This is a genomic window from Diaphorobacter oryzae DSM 22780 (assembly GCF_059568935.1).
Genome location: NZ_JCANUL010000009.1, coordinates 1 through 20,101, shown reverse-complemented (window position 1 = coordinate 20,101; position 20,101 = coordinate 1). Strand labels below are relative to the sequence as shown.

At 69.2% G+C, this 20,101-nt stretch carries 23 protein-coding genes; 12 read left to right on the top strand and 11 right to left on the bottom strand.

Going from position 1 to position 20,101, the window contains the following annotated elements; genetic code table 11:
- Positions 1 to 39: 39 nt before the first annotated feature.
- Together panB and panC are read left to right on the top strand one after the other, a co-directional pair.
- Positions 40 to 924 (top strand): 3-methyl-2-oxobutanoate hydroxymethyltransferase, encoded by an 885-nt coding sequence (panB, locus tag BP68_RS14025; protein ID WP_496372803.1) that lies wholly within the window; start codon positions 40 to 42, stop codon positions 922 to 924.
- Positions 925 to 937: 13 nt separating this feature from the next.
- Positions 938 to 1,786: a pantoate--beta-alanine ligase gene (panC, locus tag BP68_RS14020; protein ID WP_496372801.1), complete on the top strand. Its 849-nt coding sequence runs from the start codon at positions 938 to 940 to the stop codon at positions 1,784 to 1,786.
- A 13-nt stretch (positions 1,787 to 1,799) separates the two neighbouring features.
- Here the strand turns inward: panC and BP68_RS14015 are convergent, their stop codons facing one another.
- The 5 genes from BP68_RS14015 to BP68_RS13995 form a co-directional block, all read right to left on the bottom strand.
- The gene (locus tag BP68_RS14015) at positions 1,800 to 2,516 is read right to left on the bottom strand and encodes a hypothetical protein (RefSeq protein WP_496372799.1); all 717 of its coding nucleotides are present in this window, start codon (positions 2,514 to 2,516) and stop codon (positions 1,800 to 1,802) included.
- Between the two features lie 123 nt (positions 2,517 to 2,639).
- A complete protein-coding gene (locus BP68_RS14010) occupies positions 2,640 to 3,632 on the bottom strand; it encodes an NAD(P)H-dependent glycerol-3-phosphate dehydrogenase (protein WP_496372797.1) in 993 nt (330 codons plus the stop codon).
- A 63-nt stretch (positions 3,633 to 3,695) separates the two neighbouring features.
- Positions 3,696 to 4,151: a protein-export chaperone SecB gene (secB, locus tag BP68_RS14005; RefSeq protein ID WP_496372795.1), complete on the bottom strand. Its 456-nt coding sequence runs from the start codon at positions 4,149 to 4,151 to the stop codon at positions 3,696 to 3,698.
- Positions 4,152 to 4,258: 107 nt separating this feature from the next.
- A complete protein-coding gene (gene grxC, locus BP68_RS14000) occupies positions 4,259 to 4,516 on the bottom strand; it encodes a glutaredoxin 3 (protein ID WP_496372793.1) in 258 nt (85 codons plus the stop codon).
- 54 nt (positions 4,517 to 4,570) lie between these two features.
- On the bottom strand, positions 4,571 to 4,978 hold the full coding sequence (locus BP68_RS13995) for a rhodanese-like domain-containing protein (RefSeq protein ID WP_496372791.1): 408 nt from the start codon (positions 4,976 to 4,978) through the stop codon (positions 4,571 to 4,573).
- A 73-nt stretch (positions 4,979 to 5,051) separates the two neighbouring features.
- On the opposite strand from BP68_RS13995, the gene gpmA reads away from it, so the two are divergent.
- The 4 genes from gpmA (at position 5,052) to BP68_RS13975 (ending at position 8,688) form a co-directional block, all read left to right on the top strand.
- Complete coding sequence (gpmA, locus tag BP68_RS13990) at positions 5,052 to 5,795, top strand: 2,3-diphosphoglycerate-dependent phosphoglycerate mutase (protein ID WP_496372789.1); 744 nt, start codon at positions 5,052 to 5,054, stop codon at positions 5,793 to 5,795.
- Between the two features lie 109 nt (positions 5,796 to 5,904).
- Entirely contained in the window at positions 5,905 to 7,341 is a 1,437-nt protein-coding gene (locus tag BP68_RS13985) for a S41 family peptidase (RefSeq protein WP_496372787.1), read from the top strand.
- A gap of 70 nt (positions 7,342 to 7,411) precedes the next feature.
- Positions 7,412 to 8,176, top strand: a complete 765-nt coding sequence (locus tag BP68_RS13980) for a HesA/MoeB/ThiF family protein (protein WP_496372785.1) — start codon at positions 7,412 to 7,414, stop codon at positions 8,174 to 8,176.
- A 110-nt stretch (positions 8,177 to 8,286) separates the two neighbouring features.
- The gene (locus BP68_RS13975; RefSeq protein ID WP_496372783.1) at positions 8,287 to 8,688 is read left to right on the top strand and encodes a response regulator; all 402 of its coding nucleotides are present in this window, start codon (positions 8,287 to 8,289) and stop codon (positions 8,686 to 8,688) included.
- A gap of 44 nt (positions 8,689 to 8,732) precedes the next feature.
- On the opposite strand, the gene BP68_RS13970 is transcribed toward BP68_RS13975, so the two are convergent.
- Complete coding sequence (locus tag BP68_RS13970; RefSeq protein WP_496372781.1) at positions 8,733 to 9,365, bottom strand: response regulator; 633 nt, start codon at positions 9,363 to 9,365, stop codon at positions 8,733 to 8,735.
- A 153-nt stretch (positions 9,366 to 9,518) separates the two neighbouring features.
- On the opposite strand from BP68_RS13970, the gene BP68_RS13965 reads away from it, so the two are divergent.
- From BP68_RS13965 to BP68_RS13950, 4 genes are all read left to right on the top strand, one after another.
- Positions 9,519 to 10,862: a sensor histidine kinase gene (locus BP68_RS13965; protein ID WP_496372779.1), complete on the top strand. Its 1,344-nt coding sequence runs from the start codon at positions 9,519 to 9,521 to the stop codon at positions 10,860 to 10,862.
- Positions 10,863 to 11,071: 209 nt separating this feature from the next.
- Positions 11,072 to 11,464, top strand: a complete 393-nt coding sequence (locus tag BP68_RS13960) for a hypothetical protein (protein WP_496372777.1) — start codon at positions 11,072 to 11,074, stop codon at positions 11,462 to 11,464.
- A gap of 130 nt (positions 11,465 to 11,594) precedes the next feature.
- The gene (locus BP68_RS13955; RefSeq protein ID WP_496372775.1) at positions 11,595 to 11,909 is read left to right on the top strand and encodes a BON domain-containing protein; all 315 of its coding nucleotides are present in this window, start codon (positions 11,595 to 11,597) and stop codon (positions 11,907 to 11,909) included.
- 79 nt (positions 11,910 to 11,988) lie between these two features.
- Positions 11,989 to 13,116, top strand: a complete 1,128-nt coding sequence (locus BP68_RS13950) for a zinc-binding metallopeptidase family protein (protein WP_496372773.1) — start codon at positions 11,989 to 11,991, stop codon at positions 13,114 to 13,116.
- Positions 13,117 to 13,123: 7 nt separating this feature from the next.
- Here the strand turns inward: BP68_RS13950 and coaD are convergent, their stop codons facing one another.
- From coaD to BP68_RS13930, 4 genes are all read right to left on the bottom strand, one after another.
- Positions 13,124 to 13,615, bottom strand: a complete 492-nt coding sequence (gene coaD, locus BP68_RS13945) for a pantetheine-phosphate adenylyltransferase (RefSeq protein ID WP_496372771.1) — start codon at positions 13,613 to 13,615, stop codon at positions 13,124 to 13,126.
- A gap of 150 nt (positions 13,616 to 13,765) precedes the next feature.
- Entirely contained in the window at positions 13,766 to 14,386 is a 621-nt protein-coding gene (gene rsmD / locus BP68_RS13940; protein ID WP_496372769.1) for a 16S rRNA (guanine(966)-N(2))-methyltransferase RsmD, read from the bottom strand.
- Positions 14,383 to 15,765 carry a M16 family metallopeptidase gene (locus tag BP68_RS13935; RefSeq protein WP_496372767.1) on the bottom strand — a complete coding sequence of 461 codons (1,383 nt, stop codon included), beginning with the start codon at positions 15,763 to 15,765 and terminating at the stop codon, positions 14,383 to 14,385. Before BP68_RS13935 ends, rsmD begins: the two co-directional genes overlap by 4 nt.
- A gap of 25 nt (positions 15,766 to 15,790) precedes the next feature.
- A complete protein-coding gene (locus tag BP68_RS13930; protein ID WP_496372765.1) occupies positions 15,791 to 17,245 on the bottom strand; it encodes a M16 family metallopeptidase in 1,455 nt (484 codons plus the stop codon).
- 29 nt (positions 17,246 to 17,274) lie between these two features.
- Here BP68_RS13930 and ftsY point away from each other — a divergent pair, with 29 nt between their 5' ends.
- Positions 17,275 to 18,429, top strand: coding sequence for a signal recognition particle-docking protein FtsY (ftsY, locus tag BP68_RS13925; RefSeq protein ID WP_496372763.1), 1,155 nt, complete (start codon positions 17,275 to 17,277; stop codon positions 18,427 to 18,429).
- A 7-nt stretch (positions 18,430 to 18,436) separates the two neighbouring features.
- On the opposite strand, the gene cutA is transcribed toward ftsY, so the two are convergent.
- A complete protein-coding gene (gene cutA / locus BP68_RS13920; protein WP_496372761.1) occupies positions 18,437 to 18,772 on the bottom strand; it encodes a divalent-cation tolerance protein CutA in 336 nt (111 codons plus the stop codon).
- Positions 18,773 to 19,348: 576 nt separating this feature from the next.
- On the opposite strand from cutA, the gene BP68_RS13915 reads away from it, so the two are divergent.
- On the top strand, positions 19,349 to 20,101 hold a 753-nt coding region (locus BP68_RS13915), incomplete at its 3' end, for an RIFT barrel domain-containing protein (protein WP_496372759.1).

The following is a 20,101-nucleotide window of genomic DNA, read 5'->3' as shown; positions in this document are numbered from 1 at the left end:
AGACTCGCCGGACTTCTCCCCCATGCCCCCAGACTGCCCATGACGAGCCCCACCGCCCCCACCGGCACGCCCTACGGCACCCTGCCCCCCGCCTCGCCGCTGCCCCAGCGGCGCCCCGTCAGCCTGCCGCGCCTGGCCCAGATGCGCGAGGCCGGCGAGAAGATCGCCATGCTCACCGCCTACGACGCCACCTTCGCCGCCGTGGCCGACGCCGCGGGCGTAGAGTGCATCCTGGTGGGCGACTCACTGGGCATGGTCTGCCAGGGCCTGCCCAGCACCGTGGGCGTGACGCTGGAGGACATGGCCTACCACACGGCCAGCGTGGCGCGCGGCCTGCACCGCGTGCAGGGCACGGCCTGGCTGATTGCCGACCTGCCCTACGGCAGCTATGCCGAAAGCCGCGAGCAGGCCCTGCGCAGCGCCTGCCAGCTGATGCAGGCCGGCGCGCACATGGTCAAGCTGGAGGGCGGCGGCTGGACCGCGCCCACGGTGCATTTCCTCGTCGAGCGCGGCGTGCCCGTGTGCGCCCACCTGGGCCTGACGCCGCAGACCGTCCACGCCCTGGGCGGCTACCGCGTGCAGGGCAAGGGCGACCAGGCCGCGCAGCTGCTGCGCCGCCAGGCCCTGGAGCTGCAGGACGCGGGCGCCGCCATGCTGGTGCTGGAGATGGTGCCCGCGCCGCTGGCGCGCGACCTCACGGCAGTCCTGCCGCGCTGCCACACCATCGGCATCGGCGCGGGCTGCGGCACGGCCGGCCAGGTGCTGGTGATGCACGACATGCTGGGCGTCAACCTGGGCAAGAACCCGAAGTTCGTGCACGACTTCATGCAGGAGGCCGGCAGCGTGCGCGGCGCCATCGCGGCCTACGTGCAGGCCGTCAAGCAAGGGCGCTTCCCCGACGACGCGCTGCACGCCTGGAACTGACACCGGAGCCCCCATGATCACCGTCCGCACCCTTCCCGAACTGCGCTCCGCCCTCGCGGGCCGCGGCCGCCCCGCCTTCGTGCCCACCATGGGCAACCTGCACGACGGCCACATCGCCCTGGTGCGCCAGGCCCGTCCGCTGGGCGACGCGCTGGTCGCCAGCATCTTCGTGAACCGCCTGCAATTCCTGCCGCACGAGGACTTCGACAGCTACCCGCGCACCTGGGAGGCAGACTGCGCCCGGCTGGAGGCCGCGGGCTGCGACATCGTGTTCGCCCCGCGCGAGACCGACCTGTACCCCGAGCCGCAGACCTTCCGGCTGCAGCCCGACCCGCAGTTGGCCAACATCCTCGAGGGCCACTTCCGCCCCGGTTTCTTCACGGGCGTGTGCACCGTGGTCATGAAGCTGTTTTCGGCCGTGTTCTTCGCCAGCGGCGGCGGCGCGGCCGTCTTCGGCAAGAAGGATTACCAGCAGCTGCTGGTGATCCGCCGCATGGTGCAGCAGTTCGCCCTGCCCGTGGACGTGGTGGCCGGCGAGACCGAGCGCGCCGCCGACGGCTTGGCGCTGAGCTCGCGCAACGGCTACCTGAGCGCGCCGCAGCGCGCCGAGGCAGTGCAGCTAGCCCAGGCGCTGCGCGCGCTGGCCCAGGCCGCTGCGGCGCCCTCGGCACCGCCGCTGGCCGCATTGGAGCGGCAGGCCATGGAATCGCTGGCGCAGCAGGGTTGGGCACCCGACTACCTCACGGTGCGCCAGCGCCACGACCTGCAGCCGCCGCAGCCCGGCGCTGCGGCCGGCACGCTGGTGGCACTGGGCGCCGCGCGCCTGGGCACGACGCGGCTGATCGACAACCTGGAGTTCTGAGCCGGGCGGCGGCTCAGTAGCCCGAGCCGCCCATCCCGCGCGCCCGTGCCGGCGCATCGGCCGCGAAACAGTACAGCCGGCCGGCCCCACCCGTGGCCTTGAGGGCCTCCATGCCGCAGCCGCGCGAGGCGTGGGAGGAGTTCCAGGACTGGGCCGCCGCGCTGTCGTCCAGCCCCATGCGGTCATGGTGCCCCACCAGGGCCGCGCCCGCGCCGTCATGTGTCCAGTTGCCGCAGGTGGTGTCGCTGGCAGCGCCGGAGGCGCGGCCGTCGGGCAGGGAGCCGGTCAGGATGTCGTGCATGTTGACCGCATCGCCCCGCCCGCTGAGCGGCTCGCCCTTTTCGGTCAGCGCGGTCTGCTTGCCGATCTGGTTGGCGCCGTGCAGCTCTTCCACATTGCGGGCGATCAGCACGCCCCGGGCGTTGTACCAGGGGCCGCTGCCGATGCGCTCGCGCGCATGCACCGCCGGGCCGGTGGCCGTGGCCACGGTACTCAGGTAGGCACGCCAGGTGCGCGCGCCGGCCCCCGCTCCGGTCGCCAGCGCCTGGCAGTAACGGTCGGCGCCCTCCAGGCCGCTCAGGTCACCCCCGCGGCCGGGGTTGCCACTGGTCACAAAAAAACCCATGGTGCGGGAAGCGGCATCGTCCGGCGCCTGCGCGGACATGGGCGCACAGCCCGCCAATGCGGCGGCGGCAGAGAGCATGATCGGCAGCGATAGGCGATACGGCATGGCATGTCTCCTCGGTGCCCGGGGCGGGCGTTGCGAAGGGCACAGGCTACGCCAGGAAGGCCATGGCTTCAAGCGGTGCCGGCCCTCCCGCAGCGGGGAAGGCCAGGCGGGGAACGGCGCCGGTCAGTGCCGCTCGACCGTGGGCTCGCGGTCCATCAGCCGCGCCACGGCGTCGGCCGCGCGCAGTTGACCGTCCAGCAGCGCCACCACGCATTCGGCGATCGGCATCTCCACGCCCAGCGCACGGGCACGCTGCACCACGGTACGGGCGCTGTACACACCCTCGGCCACATGGCCCAGGGAGTCCACGGCCTGCTGCAGCGTCTTGCCCTCGGCCAGCAGCAGGCCCACGCGCCGGTTGCGCGAGAGGTCGCCGGTGGCCGTCAGCACCAGGTCGCCCAGGCCGGACAGGCCCATGAAGGTGTCAGCCCGCGCGCCCAGGGCCAGACCCAGGCGCGTCATCTCGGCCAGGCCGCGCGTGATCAGCGCGGCGCGGGCGTTCAGGCCCAGCTGCAGGCCGTCGCACAGGCCGGTGGCAATGGCCAGCACGTTCTTCACCGCACCGCCCACCTCCACGCCCACGATGTCGTCGCTGGCATACACGCGCAGCGACGCGCCGTGGAAGGCGGCCACCAGGGTCTCGCGCACGGATGCATGCACGCTGGCCGCCACCAGCGCCCCGGGCAGGCCCTGCGCCACTTCCTGCGCGAAGCTCGGGCCGCTGAGCACGCCGCTGGCGAGCCGGGGCGCGGCCTCGGAGCAGATCTCGTGGGCCATGCGGCCGGTGCCGGCCTCGAACCCCTTGCACAGCCAGGCCACGGGCACGGCGCAGTCCTGGAGCCGGACCAGCATCTCGCGCAGCCCCGCCATGGGCGTGGCGACGATCACCAGGTCTGCGCCCCGCGCGAGCGCGAGTGCATCGCCCGATGCCACCTGCAGGCCGGACGGAAATACCAGGTCGGGGAGATAGCGACGGTTCTGGCGCTCCGCCTGCATGGCGGCGGCCTGGGCGGCGTCACGCGCCCAGAGCGTCACGGCGTGGCCCGCGGGCTGTGCGGCGCCGCACATGGCCATGGCCGTGCCCCAGGCTCCCGCGCCAAGAACTACTATTTTCATAGCTGTTAGCGCTTATTTGGCGGGCGCTAGAGGCCTAAATCGCTCCAAAACCCGCCGGTGGACTTACTGTGCCGTGGTGATGGCAGCCTCGGCGGCCGCGGCCTGCTGCTGCTCGTACATGGCCTGGAAGTTGATTTCCGCCAGGTGCACGGGCGGGAAGCCGGCGCGGGTCACGGTGTCGGCCACGTTGCCGCGCAGGTAGGGGTAGACGATCTGCGGGCAGGCGATGCCGATGACGGCACCCATCTGGTCTTCGGGCACGTTGCGGATCTCGAAGATGCCGGCCTGCTTGGCCTCGACCAGGAACACGGTCTTGTCCTTGATCTTGGTCTGCACGGTGGCCGTCACGGCCACTTCGAAGATGCCTTCGGCAACGGGCGTGGCCTCGACGCCCAGCTGGATGTCCACGCTCGGCTGCTCCTGCTCCAGCAGGATGGCGGGCGAATTGGGCTGCTCCAGGGACAGGTCCTTCAGGTACACGCGCTGAATCTGGAACACGGGGGTTTCTTCGGTAGCCATGGTCTCGGTCTTTCGGTCAAAACAAAGCCCGCCCGGGAGAGGCTCCCGCAGCGGGCGACTGGAGGCACATTATGCAATGGCCGGGTGACGTGTCTGGCGCGGGGAACTCAGGCGCCCAGCAATGGCATGAGGCCGCCGCGGCCGTCCAGCGCCACGAGGTCGTCATGCCCGCCCACGTGGGTGTCGCCGATGAAGATCTGCGGCACCGTGCGGCGGCCGGTGATCTCCATCATGTGCTGGCGGGCCGCCGGGTCCGTGTCCACGCGGACCTCCTCGATCTGCTCCACCCCCTTGGACTTGAGCAGCTGCTTGGCGCGAACGCAGTAGGGGCAGACGGCGGTGGTGTACATCTTCACGGCTTGCATGGCGAATCGACCTTTCAGCGAATACAGACAACAAACATCCAGCTGGGGGCCGGCTCAGGCCTTTTCAACCGGCATGTTGGCCTCTTTCCAGGCCGACAGGCCGCCGGCCAGGGCCTGCGCCTTGTCGTAGCCCAGCCCCTTGGCGATGCCCACGGCGCGCGAGGCGCGTGCGCCCTTGGCGCACACCATGATGAGCGGCACGGCCTTGTTCTTCGCCACCTGGGGCAGGCGCTCCTGCAGCTGGCCCAGGGGCACGTTCTTGGCGCCGCCCACATGGCCCGCGGCGAATTCCTCGGGCTCGCACACGTCGATGACCACGGCCTTCTCGCGATTGATGAGCTGCACGGCCTGCGCGGTGCTCAGGGCTCCGGCACCCGCGCCCTTGAGCACGGGCAACAGCAGCATGACGCCCGAGGCCAGCGCGATGAAGAACAAATACCAGTTGTCGAGGATGAAATTCACGTGGTTCCTTGGGGTGTGCAAACCGCGCAATTCTAGAATGATAGGTTTTTGACCTGAACGCCCTAGGGACACCATGCACAAACTCGTTCTGATCCGCCACGGCGAATCCACGTGGAATCTCGAAAACCGCTTCACCGGCTGGACCGACGTGGATCTGACCCCGACCGGCGTCGAACAGGCCAAGAAGGCGGGCAGCCTGCTCAAGGCCGAGGGCTACGAGTTCGACCTGGCCTACACCAGCGTCCTGAAGCGCGCCACGCGCACCCTGTGGCACTGCCTGGACGAGATGGACCGCACCTGGCTGCCCGTGGAGCACAGCTGGCGCCTGAACGAGCGCCACTACGGCGCCCTGCAGGGCCTGAACAAGGCCGAAACCGCCAAGCAGTATGGCGACGAGCAGGTGCTGGTCTGGCGCCGCAGCTACGACACGCCGCCGCCGGCCCTGGAGCCCACCGACCCGCGCAGCGAGCGCGGCGACCTGCGCTACGCCGGCCTCGCGCCCGATCAGGTTCCGCTGACCGAGTGCCTCAAGGACACGGTGGCGCGCGTTCTGCCCTACTGGAACGACGCCGTCGCACCCGCGATCCGTTCGGGCAAGCGCGTGCTGATCGCCGCCCACGGCAACTCCATCCGCGCGCTGATCAAGTACCTGGACGGCATCTCCGACCAGGACATCGTGGGCCTGAACATCCCCAACGGCATTCCCCTGGTGTACGAGCTGGACGCCAACCTCAAGCCCCTGCGCCACTATTACCTGGGCGACGCCGAAGCCGCCGCCAAGGCCGCAGCGGCCGTGGCCTCGCAAGGCAAGGCCTGAATTTCACGGGGGAGCGACCGCGCCAGCGCCCAAAAAATAGGCACAGGCGCGGGAACTGCCCCGGGGCAAGGCCCTTCCAAGGTGTATATTGAAACGGTAGAGGTGTTCTATGGGCCACAAACTCAAAATTGCGGGATGGGTATCGGTCGGCGTCGTGGCGGGAGCACTCACCACGGTGTCGCTGCAGACCGTGGCGCGCGGCGCGATGACGCCACTGCCGCTGGAAGAGATCCAGCAGCTGTCTGCCGTGTTCGGTCTGATCAAGACGGATTACGTGGAGCAGGTCGATGACCGCAAGCTCATCACCGATGCCATTTCCGGCATGGTGTCCAGCCTGGATCCGCATTCGCAGTACTTCGACAAGAAGTCCTTCAAGGAATTCCGCGAGGGCACGACGGGCCGCTTCGTGGGCGTGGGCATCGAGATCACGCAGGAAGACGGCCTGATCAAGATCGTCTCGCCCATCGAGGGCTCGCCCGCGGACCGCGCAGGGCTGAAGACCAACGACCTCATCACCAAGATAGACGACACCGCCGTCAAGGGCCTGTCGCTCAACGACGCCGTCAAGCGCATGCGCGGCGAGCCGAACACGCAGGTCACCCTGACCATCCTGCGCCGCGACGAGAGCCGCAGCTTCCCGGTGACCATCACGCGCGAAGAGATCAAGACCCAGTCGGTCAAGGGCAAGGTGATCGAGCCGGGCTATGCCTGGATCCGCCTGTCGCAGTTCCAGGAGCGCACGGTGGACGACTTCGTGCGCAAGGTGGAAGAGGTCTACAAGCAGGATCCCCGCCTGAAGGGCCTGGTGCTGGACCTGCGCAATGACCCGGGCGGCCTGCTGGATGCGGCCGTGGCGGTGTCGGCCGCCTTCCTGCCGGAGAACGTGACGGTGGTTTCCACCAACGGCCAGCTGGCCGAGAGCAAGGCCACGTTTAAGGCCTCGCCCGAGTTCTACCAGCGCCGAGGCAGCGGCGACCCGCTCAAGCGCCTGCCGGCCGCCATCAAGACCGTGCCCCTGGTGGTGCTGGTCAACGAAGGCTCGGCCTCCGCCAGCGAGATCGTCGCCGGCGCGCTGCAAGACCACAAGCGCGCCACCGTCATGGGCAGCCAGACCTTCGGCAAGGGCTCGGTACAGACCGTGCGCCCGCTCGGTCCCGACACCGGCATCAAGCTGACTACGGCGCGCTACTACACGCCCAGCGGCAAGTCGATCCAGGCCAAGGGCATCGTGCCCGACGTCATGCTGGACGAAACAGCCGAGGGCGACCTCTACGCCTCGCTGCGCATGCGCGAGGCCGACCTGGAAAAGCACCTGGCCAGCGGCCAGGGCGAAGAGATCAAGGACGAGGCGCGCGAAAAGGCCCGCGAAGAGGCCCGCAAGCGCCTGGAGGAAGAGGCCAAGAAGCCCAACCCCGAGCGCAAGCTGCCGGAATTCGGCTCCGACAAGGACTTCCAGCTGGCGCAGGCGCTGAACCAGCTCAAGGGCCGCACGGTCCTGGCGAGCAAGACGCTGACCGAGCGCAAGGAAGAAAAGAAGGACAACTGAGGCAGGTTTCCCCGCTCTCAACCCAAGGCCGGGTCCCTCGTGGAGTCCGGCCTTTTTCACGCCCCACCCCATGAATGACGACCAACTGCTGCGCTACTCGCGCCACATCATGCTCGACGAGATCGGCATCGAGGGACAGGAGCGCATTCTGGCCGCCCATGTGCTGATCGTGGGCGCCGGAGGCCTGGGCTCGCCGGCGGCGCTGTTCCTCGGCTCGGCCGGCGTGGGCACGCTGACGCTGGTGGATGACGACATGGTGGACCTCACCAACCTGCAGCGCCAGATCGCCCACACCACCGAGCGTGTTGGCCAGCCCAAGGTCGAATCGGCCGCGCAGGCCGTGCGAGCCATCAACCCGCTGGTGAGGCTGCACACCGTGCGCCAGCGCGTGGACGCGGCCGCGCTCGACGCGCTCGTGGCGGCGGCCGACGTGGTGCTCGACTGCACGGACAACTACCAGACACGCCAGGCCATCAACGCGGCCTGCGTGCGCAGCGCCAAGCCGCTCGTGTCGGGCGCTGCCATACGCTTCGATGGCCAGGTCTCGGTCTACGACCCGCGCAGCGACGGCATGCCCTGCTACGCGTGCCTGTTCTCACCCACGGTCCAGTTCGAGGAAGTGCAGTGCGCCACCATGGGCGTATTCGCCCCCATGGTGGGCATCATCGGCACCATGCAGGCGGCCGAGGCACTCAAGCTCATCGCGGGCGTGGGCACGTCGCTGGCCGGGCGCCTGCTCATGCTCGATGGCCGCGACATGCAATGGACCGAGGTGCGCACACAGCGCGACCCCGCATGCCCGGTCTGCGGCGCACCGCACGATGCGCAAGGGTAGGAATGCGCCTACGGCTGCAGCGCGCAGCTGCTGGCAGAATCGCCCCGCCCTGGCCCCTACAGTAGTGCCGTGGTCACCCTTTTCGATGACGGCACGAACAGGAACGCTCCGTGAAACTGCGCACATACATTGTTGAGGACAACGCCACCATCCGCGAGAACCTGATCGGCACGCTGGAAGAACTGGCCGAGGTGGAGGCCGTCGGCATCGCGGAGACCGAAGAAGAGGGCACGGAGTGGCTGACCGCCCATGCCTCGCAATGGGACCTGGCCATCGTGGATCTGTTCCTGCGCCAGGGCAGCGGCCTGGGCGTGCTGGCCGCATGCCGCGACCGCCTGACCAAGCAGAAGATGGTGGTGTTGAGCAACTACGCCACGCCCGACGTGCGCATGCGCTGCGCGCAACTAGGCGTGGACGCCGTGTTCGACAAGTCCAATGAAATCGATGCGCTGGTGGACTACTGCATCGAGCACAGCGCCCAGCGCGCCGCATCCAGCCCCACCGCCAACTAAGCCCGGCCTCCAGTCAAGCCAAGGGCCTGACGATGGGCCCGCACTCAGTCGATGAGCCTGTTCTTGAGGGCGTAGTAGGTGAGGTCGCTGTTGGAGGACAGCCCCATCTTCTCCATGAGGCGCGTGCGGTAGGTACTCACGGTCTTCACGCTCAATGAAAGGGCCTTGGCGATATCGCCGGCCGTCTCCCCCTTGGCAAGTTTGAGGAACACCTGGAACTCACGTTCCGACAGCTGCTCGTGCGGCGGCGCGCCGTCCTTGCGATTGAGCTGCTGCGCCAGCAAGTCCGCCACGGTCGGCGTGAGGTAGCGGCGCCCCAGCGAGATGGTGCGAATGGCCTCGACGATCTCCTTGGGCTCGCACTCCTTGTTCAGGTAGCCGCTCGCGCCTTGGCGGATGAGGTTGATCGCGTAATGCTCCTCGGGGTAGCCGCTCAGGATCAGGATGCCCATGTCCGGCGCCTTGGCCCTCAGCATGGCCAGTGCATCCAGGCCGCTCTGCCCAGGCATGGACAGGTCCATCACCAGCACGTCGATCTCGTTCACACGCACCAGGTCGATGGCCTCCCTGCCGTTCGCGGCTTCGCCGACCACCCGCAGGTCCACATGCTCGGAGAGGAACTGCCTCAGCCCGGAGCGCACTATCGCATGGTCATCCACAATGCCAATCTTGATCATTGAGCCTTCTTTCAGGAGGGTCGCACCCGGCGCCCATGTGAGATATGGTTTTCGACCCGTTCATTCGGCCGGCCTTGCCGCTAGCATGGCATGACCGCTTGATGATATGCATTTTCCGGCCCGCGCCCGGCCGGCCCCTGGAGAGACCCGAGCATGAGTTGGACCCGATTGCGCAAGATTGCACTGAGCCTGCCGCTGGCGTTGCTAGCGGTTGGCCTGCTGGTCGGCATCAACGAGGTCGGCTACATGCGTTCGCACGACGCGGTCGGTGAGCTGGCACGCTCCCACGCCACGCGGGCCTCCCTTGATCGCCTGTTGCAAAACACGCTGAATGCGGAAACGGGCCTGCGCGGCTACCTGCTCACCGGTGACGAACGCTACCTGCAACCCTACGAGCAGGCGGTCTCCACGATCAACTCCAACCTTGACGAACTGCGCCTCACCTACCAACAGTTTCCCGAGGACCTGGGGGACTTCGCGCAGTTGTCGCAGCAGATTTCACGCAAGATGTCCGAACTGGACCTGAGCCTGAGCCTGCGGCGCCAGAACAACGACGACGCCTGGAAGTTCGTGCTCTCCACCGACGTGGGCAAGGAGAACATGGATGCGATCCGCGCCATCGCGGCCCGGCTGGTCGACCGCAGCGCGCAGCAGACGCAGCGCAGCACGCAGGAAATCCTGCATTCGCTGATGCTTTCGCGCATCGGCATCGCCACCGTCGCCGTGATCGGCCTGCTGGCGTTCTACATGTATCTGCGCCAGACCAGCGCCCTGCAGGCGGCCAACACGCGCGAGCAGGAAGTGCTGGCGCGCGAGCGCGACCGCCTGGAACAGCTGGTGCGGGAGCGCACGACCGCGCTGTCGGAGCTGGCCAACCACCTGCAGCAGGTGCGCGAGGACGAGCGCGCGCACCTGGCGCGCGAGCTGCACGACGAGCTGGGCGCCCTGCTCACGGCCGCCAAGCTGGACGTGGCACGGCTCAAGTCCCGGATCGACATGCAGGCGCCCGACAACGCGGAGCGCATCCAGCACCTCATTGAAACGCTCAACAGCGGCATAGCTCTCAAGCGCCGCATCATCGAAGACCTGCGCCCGTCCTCGCTGGCCAATCTGGGGCTGACGGCCTCGCTGGAGATCCTCACGCGCGACTTCGCCGAGCGCAGCGGCATCCCGGTGGACACCAGCCTGGAACAGGTACACCTGTCCGATGCGGCGCAGCTCACCGTCTACCGGCTGGTGCAGGAGTCGCTCACCAACATCGGCAAATACGCCAATGCCCGCAAGGTGCTGGTCACCGTACACCGCTATCCCAAGCATGTCTCCGTGCAGGTGCGCGACGACGGCGACGGCTTCGACGTCACGCGCGTGTCCTCCGATGCGCACGGGCTGTTCGGCATGCGCCACCGGGTGGAGGCCGCGGGCGGGCGGCTCACCGTGAGTTCCACGCCCGGCGAGGGCACCCTGGTCAGCGCCGTGCTGCCCCACTCGCTCGCCTAGCACTGCGCAACGCCCGGTCGGCAGCGTCCTACACGGCTGTGCGCCGGCGGCCGGCACCCCACGGCGGCGCGCCCGCCCTACAGTGGAATCTTGCGCTCAGGCCCACCCGCCATCCCGATGGCACCGGCGCCGCGCACCACGAACCAGACCGCACGGCCCGCATGGGCCGCGGGCAATGCCTACCACCCCTTCGTGAAAGGATGCACTTCATGACCATTCAAACCGCAGCCCAGAAGGCGGCAGACACCGCACACCAGGTGGCCGACAGCATGCTCGGCACCGCCAGCGATGCCGTTCAGTCCACGCGCAGGATGGCCAATCATTCGCTGGACCGCGCCGAAAGCGGTGTTCAGCGCCTGCACGAGGGTGTGGACCCGCTGATCGATGACCTGGCCACCAAGGCGCAGGACCTCGCCAGCCGCAGCATCGCCTATTGCGCGGAGACCAGTGAACGCGCGCGGCGCCAGTTCCACCAGGCTGCGGATGCCACGAACCGCTACGTCGCCGAGCAGCCAGCCAAGTCCCTCCTGATCGCCGCCGCGGCGGGGGCGGCCTTCGCCACCCTGGTGATGCTGGCGCGCCGCCGTGGCGATCGCTACTGACCCCGGGCAGCCAGCCCTGCCAATGCATCGTTCGTTTCGCGCCCCACCCCGAGCGGCCTGAGGAAGGGCAACAGGCCGCGGCGGAGTTTTGCAACGCCCGTTTTCATCCCATAAACCCAAGGACATCACCATGAAATACGCACGTGCCATCGCCTTCGCCATGCTGGCGGGCGTCACCATCGTCTCCACCGGCTGCTCCGTGGCCCGCAACCAGCAGACCGTGGGCTCCTATGTGGACGACGCCGGCATCACCACGGCCGTCAAGGCCAAGATGGCCGAGGACCAGACCGTATCGGCCACCTCCATCAGCGTGGAGACGCTCAACGGCACCGTCCAGCTGTCGGGCTTTGCCAAGTCGCAGGCGGAAAAGGACCGGGCCGAGTCCATCGCCCGCACCACCAAGCATGTGCGCGAGGTGCGCAACAGCATCGTCGTGCGCCCCTGAGGGTCACACCCCTCCTTCCCCCGGCACCGCGTGCCGGGGGCCGCAGGCGCCACCAACCGCTGCGGCAGAATCGGTAGGCATGCAACTCTTTCACTGCAGCCATTGCGGCTTTGTCGTGTTCTTCGAGAGCTTTGAGTGCGTGCATTGCGGCAGCACCCTGGCTTTCTCTCCCGAAGACATGGCGATGGTGGCACTCATGCCCGCCGATGCTCCCCCAGCCGCCGGTGCGGCGCCGAGCTGGCAGCGCAGGCCGGCGCGCTCGCCCGCCCTGGCTGCGGCGCAAGGCGGGGCTGACGCCCCGCCGCGACGCTACCGGCTGTGCAGCCACCGCACACCCCATGGCGCCTGCAATTTCTCCCTGCCCGACGACGAGGCCACCGGCCCCACGCCACTGTGCGCGGCGTGCCGCCAGACCCGGCTGCTACCCGACCTGTCCGCGCCCGACAACCTGCGGCGCTGGTCGCAGATCGAGGCAGCCAAGCGGCACCTGTTCTACACGCTGGCCCGCCTGGGCCTGAACGGCCCGGCCGGCCCGGTGTACGAGTTCCTGGCCGACCTGCCCGGCGCCCCTCCCGTGGTGACGGGGCATGCGCAGGGCGTGATCACGCTCAACGTGGCCGAGGCCGACGACGACGAGCGCACCCGCCGGCGCCTGGCGCTGCACGAGCCCTACCGCACGCTGCTGGGCCACCTGCGCCACGAATCGGGCCACTATTTCTGGGACGCTCTGGTGCTGCACGGCGGCCATGTGGAGGCCTTTCGCGCACTGTTCGGCGACGAGCGCCGCGACTATGCCGAGGCGCTGCGCGAGCACTACGCGCGTGCACCGCTGCACGCGCAGGACTGGCAAAACCAGCACGTGAGCGCCTACGCCGCGGCCCACCCCTGGGAGGACTGGGCCGAGACCTGGGCGCATTACCTGCACCTGGTGGACATGCTGGAGACGGCCGAGGCCTTTCGCACCCGCATGAGCGTGCCCGGCCCACTTGAGGCGCCGCAGTACGTCATGGTCAACCCGTTTGCCTGGCCCGCACCCAGCTTCGACGACATGCTGGCCGCCTGGATGCCGCTCACGCTGTTGCTCAACAGCCTGAACCGCAGCCTGGGCCAGAGCGACGCCTACCCGTTCGCGCCCAGCTCGGGCGCGCAGCGCAAGCTGCGCTTCGTGCACGACCTGGTGCGCGGGCAACTGCCGCCGCCCGCCTAGGCGCTGCTCAGGAGGCGTGGCCCAGCTTGGCCAGCAGCCGCCGCTGCACGGCGGGCGAGACGAACTTGTCCACCTCGCCGCCCAGCGAGGCGATCTCGCGCACGAAGGTGCTGCTGATGAACTGGTACTTGTCGCCCGGCGTGAGGAACACGGTCTCCACCTCGGGCATCAGGTGGCGGTTCATGCCGGCGAGCTGGAACTCGTAGTCGAAGTCGGTCACGGCGCGCAGGCCGCGCACCATGGCCTTGGCGCCGCGCGAGACGATGAAGTCGCGCATCAGGCCCGAGAAGCTCTCCACCCGCACCTGCGGATAGGGCTGCATGGCCTCGGTCACCATGGCGATGCGCTCCTCCAGGCTGAACAGCGTCTTCTTGTGGTGGCCCGCGGCCACGGCCACGATGACCTCGTCGAACAGCTGTGCGGCGCGGCGCACCACGTCCTCATGGCCCAGCGTGATGGGGTCGAAGGTTCCGGGATAGACGGCGAGCACATGCGCCATGGCGTGGAGTCTCCTTGTAGCGGGTGGCGCCCGGCGCGGGCCCCCATGGGGCGGATTATTGCAGTGCGGCACCGGGTGCGGTGCTTTTAGACAAAATAGGCCTCCAGCGCTTACACAGCAAGCGCCACAAGCTCACATATTCATAGCAAACTACTGCCTGCGCAGCAGGTGCGCATGCACGGCGCCGGCCTTCAGGTGCCGGTGCAGCGCCAGGCCCAGGGGCGCCAGCTGCTCCGGCGTCCACGCGGCCGGCGCCTCCAGGTAGATGAAGCCGTCCGGCGCCACGGCCTGGGCCGCGGCCTGCAGGGCGGGGGCGAACAGCTCGCCGCCGAACGGCGGGTCGATGAGCAGCAGGTGCATGCTGGCCGGCGCGCACTGGCGCAGCGCGGCCACGCCGTCGCCGCGCTGCACGCGCACGGCGTCGGCCTGCAGGCGCTGGCGCAGGGCCTCCAACTGGGCGGCCAGGCCCGCGTCGCCCTCCACCAGCTGCACGCTGGCCGCACCGCGCGATGCGGCCTCGAAGCCCAGCGCGCCCGTGCCGGCAAAGGCGTCCAGGCAGCGCCAGCCCGTCAGGTCCTGGCCCAGCCAGTTGAACAGCGTCTCGCGCACGCGGTCGGGCGTGGGGCGCAGGCCGGGCTTGTCCAACACGGGCAGGCGGGTGCGCTTCCACTGGCCGCCGATGATGCGCACCTCGCCGGCGCCGCCCGCGCCCTTGGATGGCGCCCGGGCCGGCGCGCTGCGCGCTGCGGGTGCGGCGGCGCGCCGGTTCATGGCTTGGCCCCGGCTGCGGCGGCCGGCTGGCCGCCCACCACCACGGTCACCATGCGCTGCGGCTGCAGCTTGCGCTGCATGGCGGCGCGGATGTCGGCCACGGTGAGCGCCTCCACGCGGTCCGTCCAGTGCTCCAGGTAGTCCAGCGGCAGGTCGTTGCAGGCGATGTTGGCCACGTTGCCCAGCAGCTTGCGGTTGCTGTCGATGCGCAGCGCGAAGCCGCCGATGAGGTTGTCCTTGGCGGCGCGCAGCTCGGCCTCGGTGGGGCCCTCGGCCACGAAGCGCTCCAGCACCTCGCGCGTGACCTGCACGGCCTGCGCGGCCTGGTCGGGGCGGGTCTGCAGGCCCACGACGAAGGCGCCGGCGTTCAGGCCCGGCGAGAAGCCGCTGCCCACGCTGTAGGACAGGCCGCGCTTTTCGCGCACCTCGTGGGTCAGGCGCGAGGTGAAGCCCCCGCCGCCCAGGATGTGGTTGCCCACCAGCAGCGCCAGGAAGTCCGGGTCGCGCCGCACGAAGCCCGGCTGGCCGATCAGCACATGGGCCTGGGCGGAGGCGAACGGAATGTCCACCTCCTGCGCCTGGGCCAGCGCCTGCACCTCGGGCACGGCGGGCAGCGGCTGGCATGCCGCCGCTTGCGGGGCCGGCAGGCGCGACAGCAGCGTGCGCACCAATGTCTGCGCCTGGGCCCGGGTGAGCGCGCCCACGATGCTCACGCGCGCACGGCAGCCCTGCACATGGCGCGCGTGAAAGGCCTGCAGATCCGCCGCCTCGATCCGCGCCAGCGTCTGCGCCGTGGCGCGCTGGCCATAGGGGTGCGTGCCGAACACGGCGGCGTTGAAGGCCTTGCCCGCCACGGTGCCGGGGCGCGTGTCCGCTTCCTTGATCGAGGCCTCCCAGCGCGCCCGCTCGCGCTGCCACACGGGCTGCGGAAAGCTGGACTGGCCCAGCTGGCGCGCCGCCAGTCCCGCGGCGCGCTCCAGCAGGTCGGGCTCGGTCAGCGAGCGCAGCGAGAACACCAGCCCGTCGCGCTCGGCGCCGGCCTCGAAGCTCGCGCCCAGGTCGGCCCAGGCCTCGCCCAGGTCGTTCTCGTCCAGCGCGGGCTCGTTGGCGCCACCCGCCGTCACACCCTTGGAACTCATCAGCGCCACCGCGCTGGCCAGGCCCGCCTGATCGGCCGGGTCGCGGCGCGATCCGGCATCGAAGTCCACCTGCACGTCCACCATGGGAATGGCCGGGCTCTCTACCAGCCAGACGCGCGCGCCGCTGGGCTCCGTCCAGTGCTGGATGGGCAGCAGGGCCCAGGCACTTTGAGCATAAAAAACGGCTCCAGCGCTTACCAGTAAAGCGCGAGCAGCTATCTTTTTCATCATATTCGTCATACCGGTCGATCGTTCCTGTAGCCGCTCAATGCATGCGCCCGCCGGCGGCGTCGGCCGCAGGGGCCGCGCGCTTGGCGCCCGGCGCCACGGGCTGGGGCAGCAGCGTGGCCACGGTGAGCTGGTCGTCACCGAAGTAGCGCGCGGCCACGGCCTGCACCTGCGCCGGCGTCACGGCGCGCAGCAGCTTGAGCAGGCGCTCGTCCGCATCCAGCGGCAGGCCCTGCACCCAGTTGCTGCCCAGGTCACTGGCCTGACTCTGCAGCGAATCGCGCGCGTAGATGGTGGAGGCCGCCCACTGCGTCTTCACGCGCGACAGCTCGGCCTCGCTCACGCCCTCGCGTGCCACGCGGGCGATCTCGGCACGCAGCGCGTCCTCGACCTGGCTGGCCGTCTTGCCCGCGGCGGGCACGCCGGTCATGAGGAACAGCGCCGGGCCCCGCCCCAGGATGGAGGCATGGCTGTCGGCGCCGTCGGCCACGCGGTCGGCGCCCTGCGTCAGCGCACGCTCCAGGCGCGCGCCGTCGTAGCCGCTGAGCACGGCCGACAGCACCAGCAGCGCCAGGCCGTCGCGGTCAGCGTCGGTCAGGTCGTCCAGCCGCGCAATGCCCGGCACGCGGAAGGCCAGCGCCACGTAAGCCTGCTCGGCAGGGGCCTTGAAGGCGATGCGGCGCAGGCCCTGCTGCTCCGGCTCGATGCGGGGCTTGCGCTCCGGCACGGCGCGTGCGGGAATGGCGCCGTAGGTCTTTTCGGCCAGCGCCAGCACCTGGGCCGGGTCCACGTCGCCCGCCACCACCACGGCCGCGTTGTGCGGCACATACCACCGGTGGTGGAAGCGGCGCACGTCGTCGGGCGTCATGGAGTCCAGGTCGCTCATCCAGCCCACCACGGGGCGGCGATAAGGCGAGGCGATGAAGGTGGAGGCGAACAGCTGCTCGATGAGGGCCGCGCGCGGCTGGTCCTCGGTGCGCATGCGGCGCTCCTCCTTGACCACCTCGATCTCCTTCGTGAACTCCGCATCGGGCCACTGGTTGTGGGCGAAGCGGTCGGATTCGAGCTTCATCACGTCCTCCAGCCGGCTGGCCGGGATCTGCTGGTAGTAGCCCGTGTAGTCGCGGCTGGTGAAGGCGTTTTCCTGCCCGCCCAGCGCCGCCACGCGGCGCGAGAACTCGCCCGGCGGCAGCGTCTTGGAGCCCTTGAACATCATGTGCTCCAGCACATGGGCCACGCCCGAGGTGCCGTCGACCTCGTCCATGGCGCCCACGCGCAGCCACACCATGTGCACGGCCGTGGGCGCGCGCCGGTCGGGCTGCACGATGAGCTGCATGCCGTTCTTCAAGGTGAACTGCTGCGCTCCCGTGGCCGTGGCGGCCTGGGCTGGCGCCGCCGCCGGCGCATGAGCGGGTGGAACATCATGCGGCGGGGTCTGCGCCCCGGCATGCAGACAGGCCAGCAGGCCCAGGAGGGTGATAGCGCGTTTCATAGAATGGCTGCGATTCTAAGAACCCGCCAATGTTCAGTTTTTTCAAGAAAAAGTCCCCTACCCCCGCCGAGCCGCCCGCACCACCCGCGCAGGACGCCGGCCCGGCCCCCGCTCCTTCTGCCGACACTCCCGCCAGCGGCGGCGCATTCGGCTGGCTGCGCAAGTCCTTCGGCCCCTCTGCCGGTGACGGTGCAGACGAGCCCGCCGCACCGCCTGCCGCCCAAGCCCCCGCCCCCCTGACGGCGCCACCCGCGGTGCCCGAGCCCACGCCCAAGCCCGAAGGCGCGCGCCAGGGCTGGATGGACCGGCTGAAACTGGGCCTGCGCAAGACCGGCAGCAGCATCGCCACCGTCTTCACCGGCACGCAGATCAACGACGCGCTGTACGAAGAGCTGGAGGAGGCCCTGCTCATGGCCGACACCGGCGTGAAGGCCACGCAGCACCTGCTTCAGGATCTCAAGCGCCGCGTCAAGGAAACCAAGACCACCGAGCCCGCCGCCGTCAAGGCGCTGCTGGCCGACGCGCTGGCCGACCTGCTGGCGCCGCTGGAAAAGCCCCTGGTGATCGGCGAGCACCAGCCCACCGTGATCATGGTGGCCGGCGTGAACGGCGCGGGCAAGACCACCTCCATCGGCAAGCTCACCAAGCACCTGGCCGACCACGGCGAGAGCGTGCTGCTGGCCGCGGCCGACACCTTCCGCGCCGCCGCGCGCGAGCAGCTCGGCGTCTGGGCGACGCGCAACACGGTGGAGATCGTCAGCCAGGAAGGCGGCGACCCGGCCGCCGTGAGCTTCGACGCTGTGAGCGCCGGCCGCGCACGCGGCAAGGATGTGGTGCTGGTGGACACGGCCGGGCGCCTGCCCACGCAGCTGCACCTGATGGAAGAGCTCAAGAAGATCAGGCGCGTGGTCACCAAGGCCGACGCCAGCGCCCCGCACGAGGTGCTGCTGGTGATCGACGGCAACACCGGCCAGAACGCGCTGGCCCAGGTGCGCGCGTTCGACGACGCACTGCAGCTCACCGGCCTGATCGTCACCAAGCTCGACGGCACGGCCAAGGGCGGCGTGCTGGCCGCCATCGCGCAGGAGCGGCCGATTCCCGTCTACTTCATCGGCGTGGGCGAAAAGGTGGAAGACCTGGAGACCTTCAGCGCCCGCGAATTCGCGCAGGCCCTGCTGGCCTGAGGGCGGCTCACGCATCCACCTGCTGCGCCACCCAGCGCGCGTAGTCGGCCTCGGCCTCTGCCGCCTGGGTGAGCAGTTGCGGCACGGCATAGGGATGCTGCGCGCGCAGCCATTCGCGCAGCGCGGGCGCAGCCTGCGGCAGCGTCTTGCACACCAGTCGCCATTCGGCGTCTTCATGCCGTGCGCCCTGCCACACATAGTGCGAAGTGATGGCCTCCACCTGCACGCAGGCCGCCAGCCGCGCCTGCACGGCACCCGTGGCCAGGCGGCGCGCGTCTGCGGGATCGGCTACGGTAGTGGTCACGACGGCGATCATGGACGGGGCCACAGCAAGCTTGGTCATGTACGAAGTCTGGCACACCTGCATGGGCACACAAGGCAGGCCGCTGGCACCCGACGGCAGTGCACTCACATGGCACATGCCCCACCAAAAATGTTCGCAGGTGTTTCAAGGAAACGCCCCCCCGCGCAGGCACTAATCCATCCGAATGGGCGCCTCAACGCATGCCTGCTGCCAGCCCCCTTGCGATGCCCCTTGGCATGGCGGCCCCTCTCGCCAAGCGTGTTCACCATTGAATGTCGTGCTACACGCTTTGCCCTTTGCACCGCTTGCCAAAGGAACTTCGCCGGATGCCCACAAGGCGCACATGGGTGTCTTGCCACGCAGCCCATTCGACGTAAGTCAGCACTAACAAGCGGTTGCGCATAGGGTTTTTCCCCCCAAGATAATTTCTCGGTCTGAGGTCGGCACTGCCTTCTCGATCCGGTGCCAATGCCACCAAGCGCCCGCTTGCTGCGCAGTTCTTGTCACTCCCCCTCCACGCTGCTGGCCTGATTCCGGGGCACGCCCCGCAACGGCATATGACCTATGCCAATCCCATCTGACTCTTTCAATCTCGTTGAAAAAAGATAGATCTGCATGAGCACTACATTGATGAAAAAACAGCTGTCAGGAAAAGACTGCCGCAATCGAATTTCGGCCCTGCTACTCCTGGCCACCCTGTCGGCTTGCGGCGGCGGCAGCGACAGCGCCTCTCTCGATAGCGCGGCCTTGGACAACTCGTCCACAGACGCCACGGCCAGCGGAACGGGCTCCACGGAACAGTCCACGATAGAGCTGCAGCGCAGGCCCTGGCGGCCGGGGTGGAACCGCCCCGCACCTGCACCCGCACCCGCACCCGCACCTGCACCTGCACCCGCACCTGCACCCGCACCTGCACCTGCACCTGCACCCGCACCTGCACCCGCACCCGCACCTGCACCCGCACCTGCACCTGCACCTGCACCTGCACCTGCACCTGCACCTGCACCTGCACCTGCACCTGCACCTGCACCTGCACCCGCACCCGCACCCGCACCCGCACCCGCACCTTCGCCCTTCAGCTGCGCCAGCGACGCCCTCACCTGCGTCGAGGTCGTCTCCACCAGCTCCCAGACCCAGGCCAGCCTGCCCGTCACCTTCGGCCAGCCCTTCAAGTCCGGCGACTGGCAGCCCTCCACCCAGGGCCTCGTGGCCAAGGTCGCCGGCTCTTCCATCCCGCTGCAGACCGATGAGGTCTCCTCCCACCGCGACGGCTCCGCCCGCTTTGCCGTGCTCAGCGCCCAGCTGAGCAATGTCCAGCCCGGCGAGACGCGCATCATCAATCTCTACCCCGGCTCCAAGTCTTCCAGC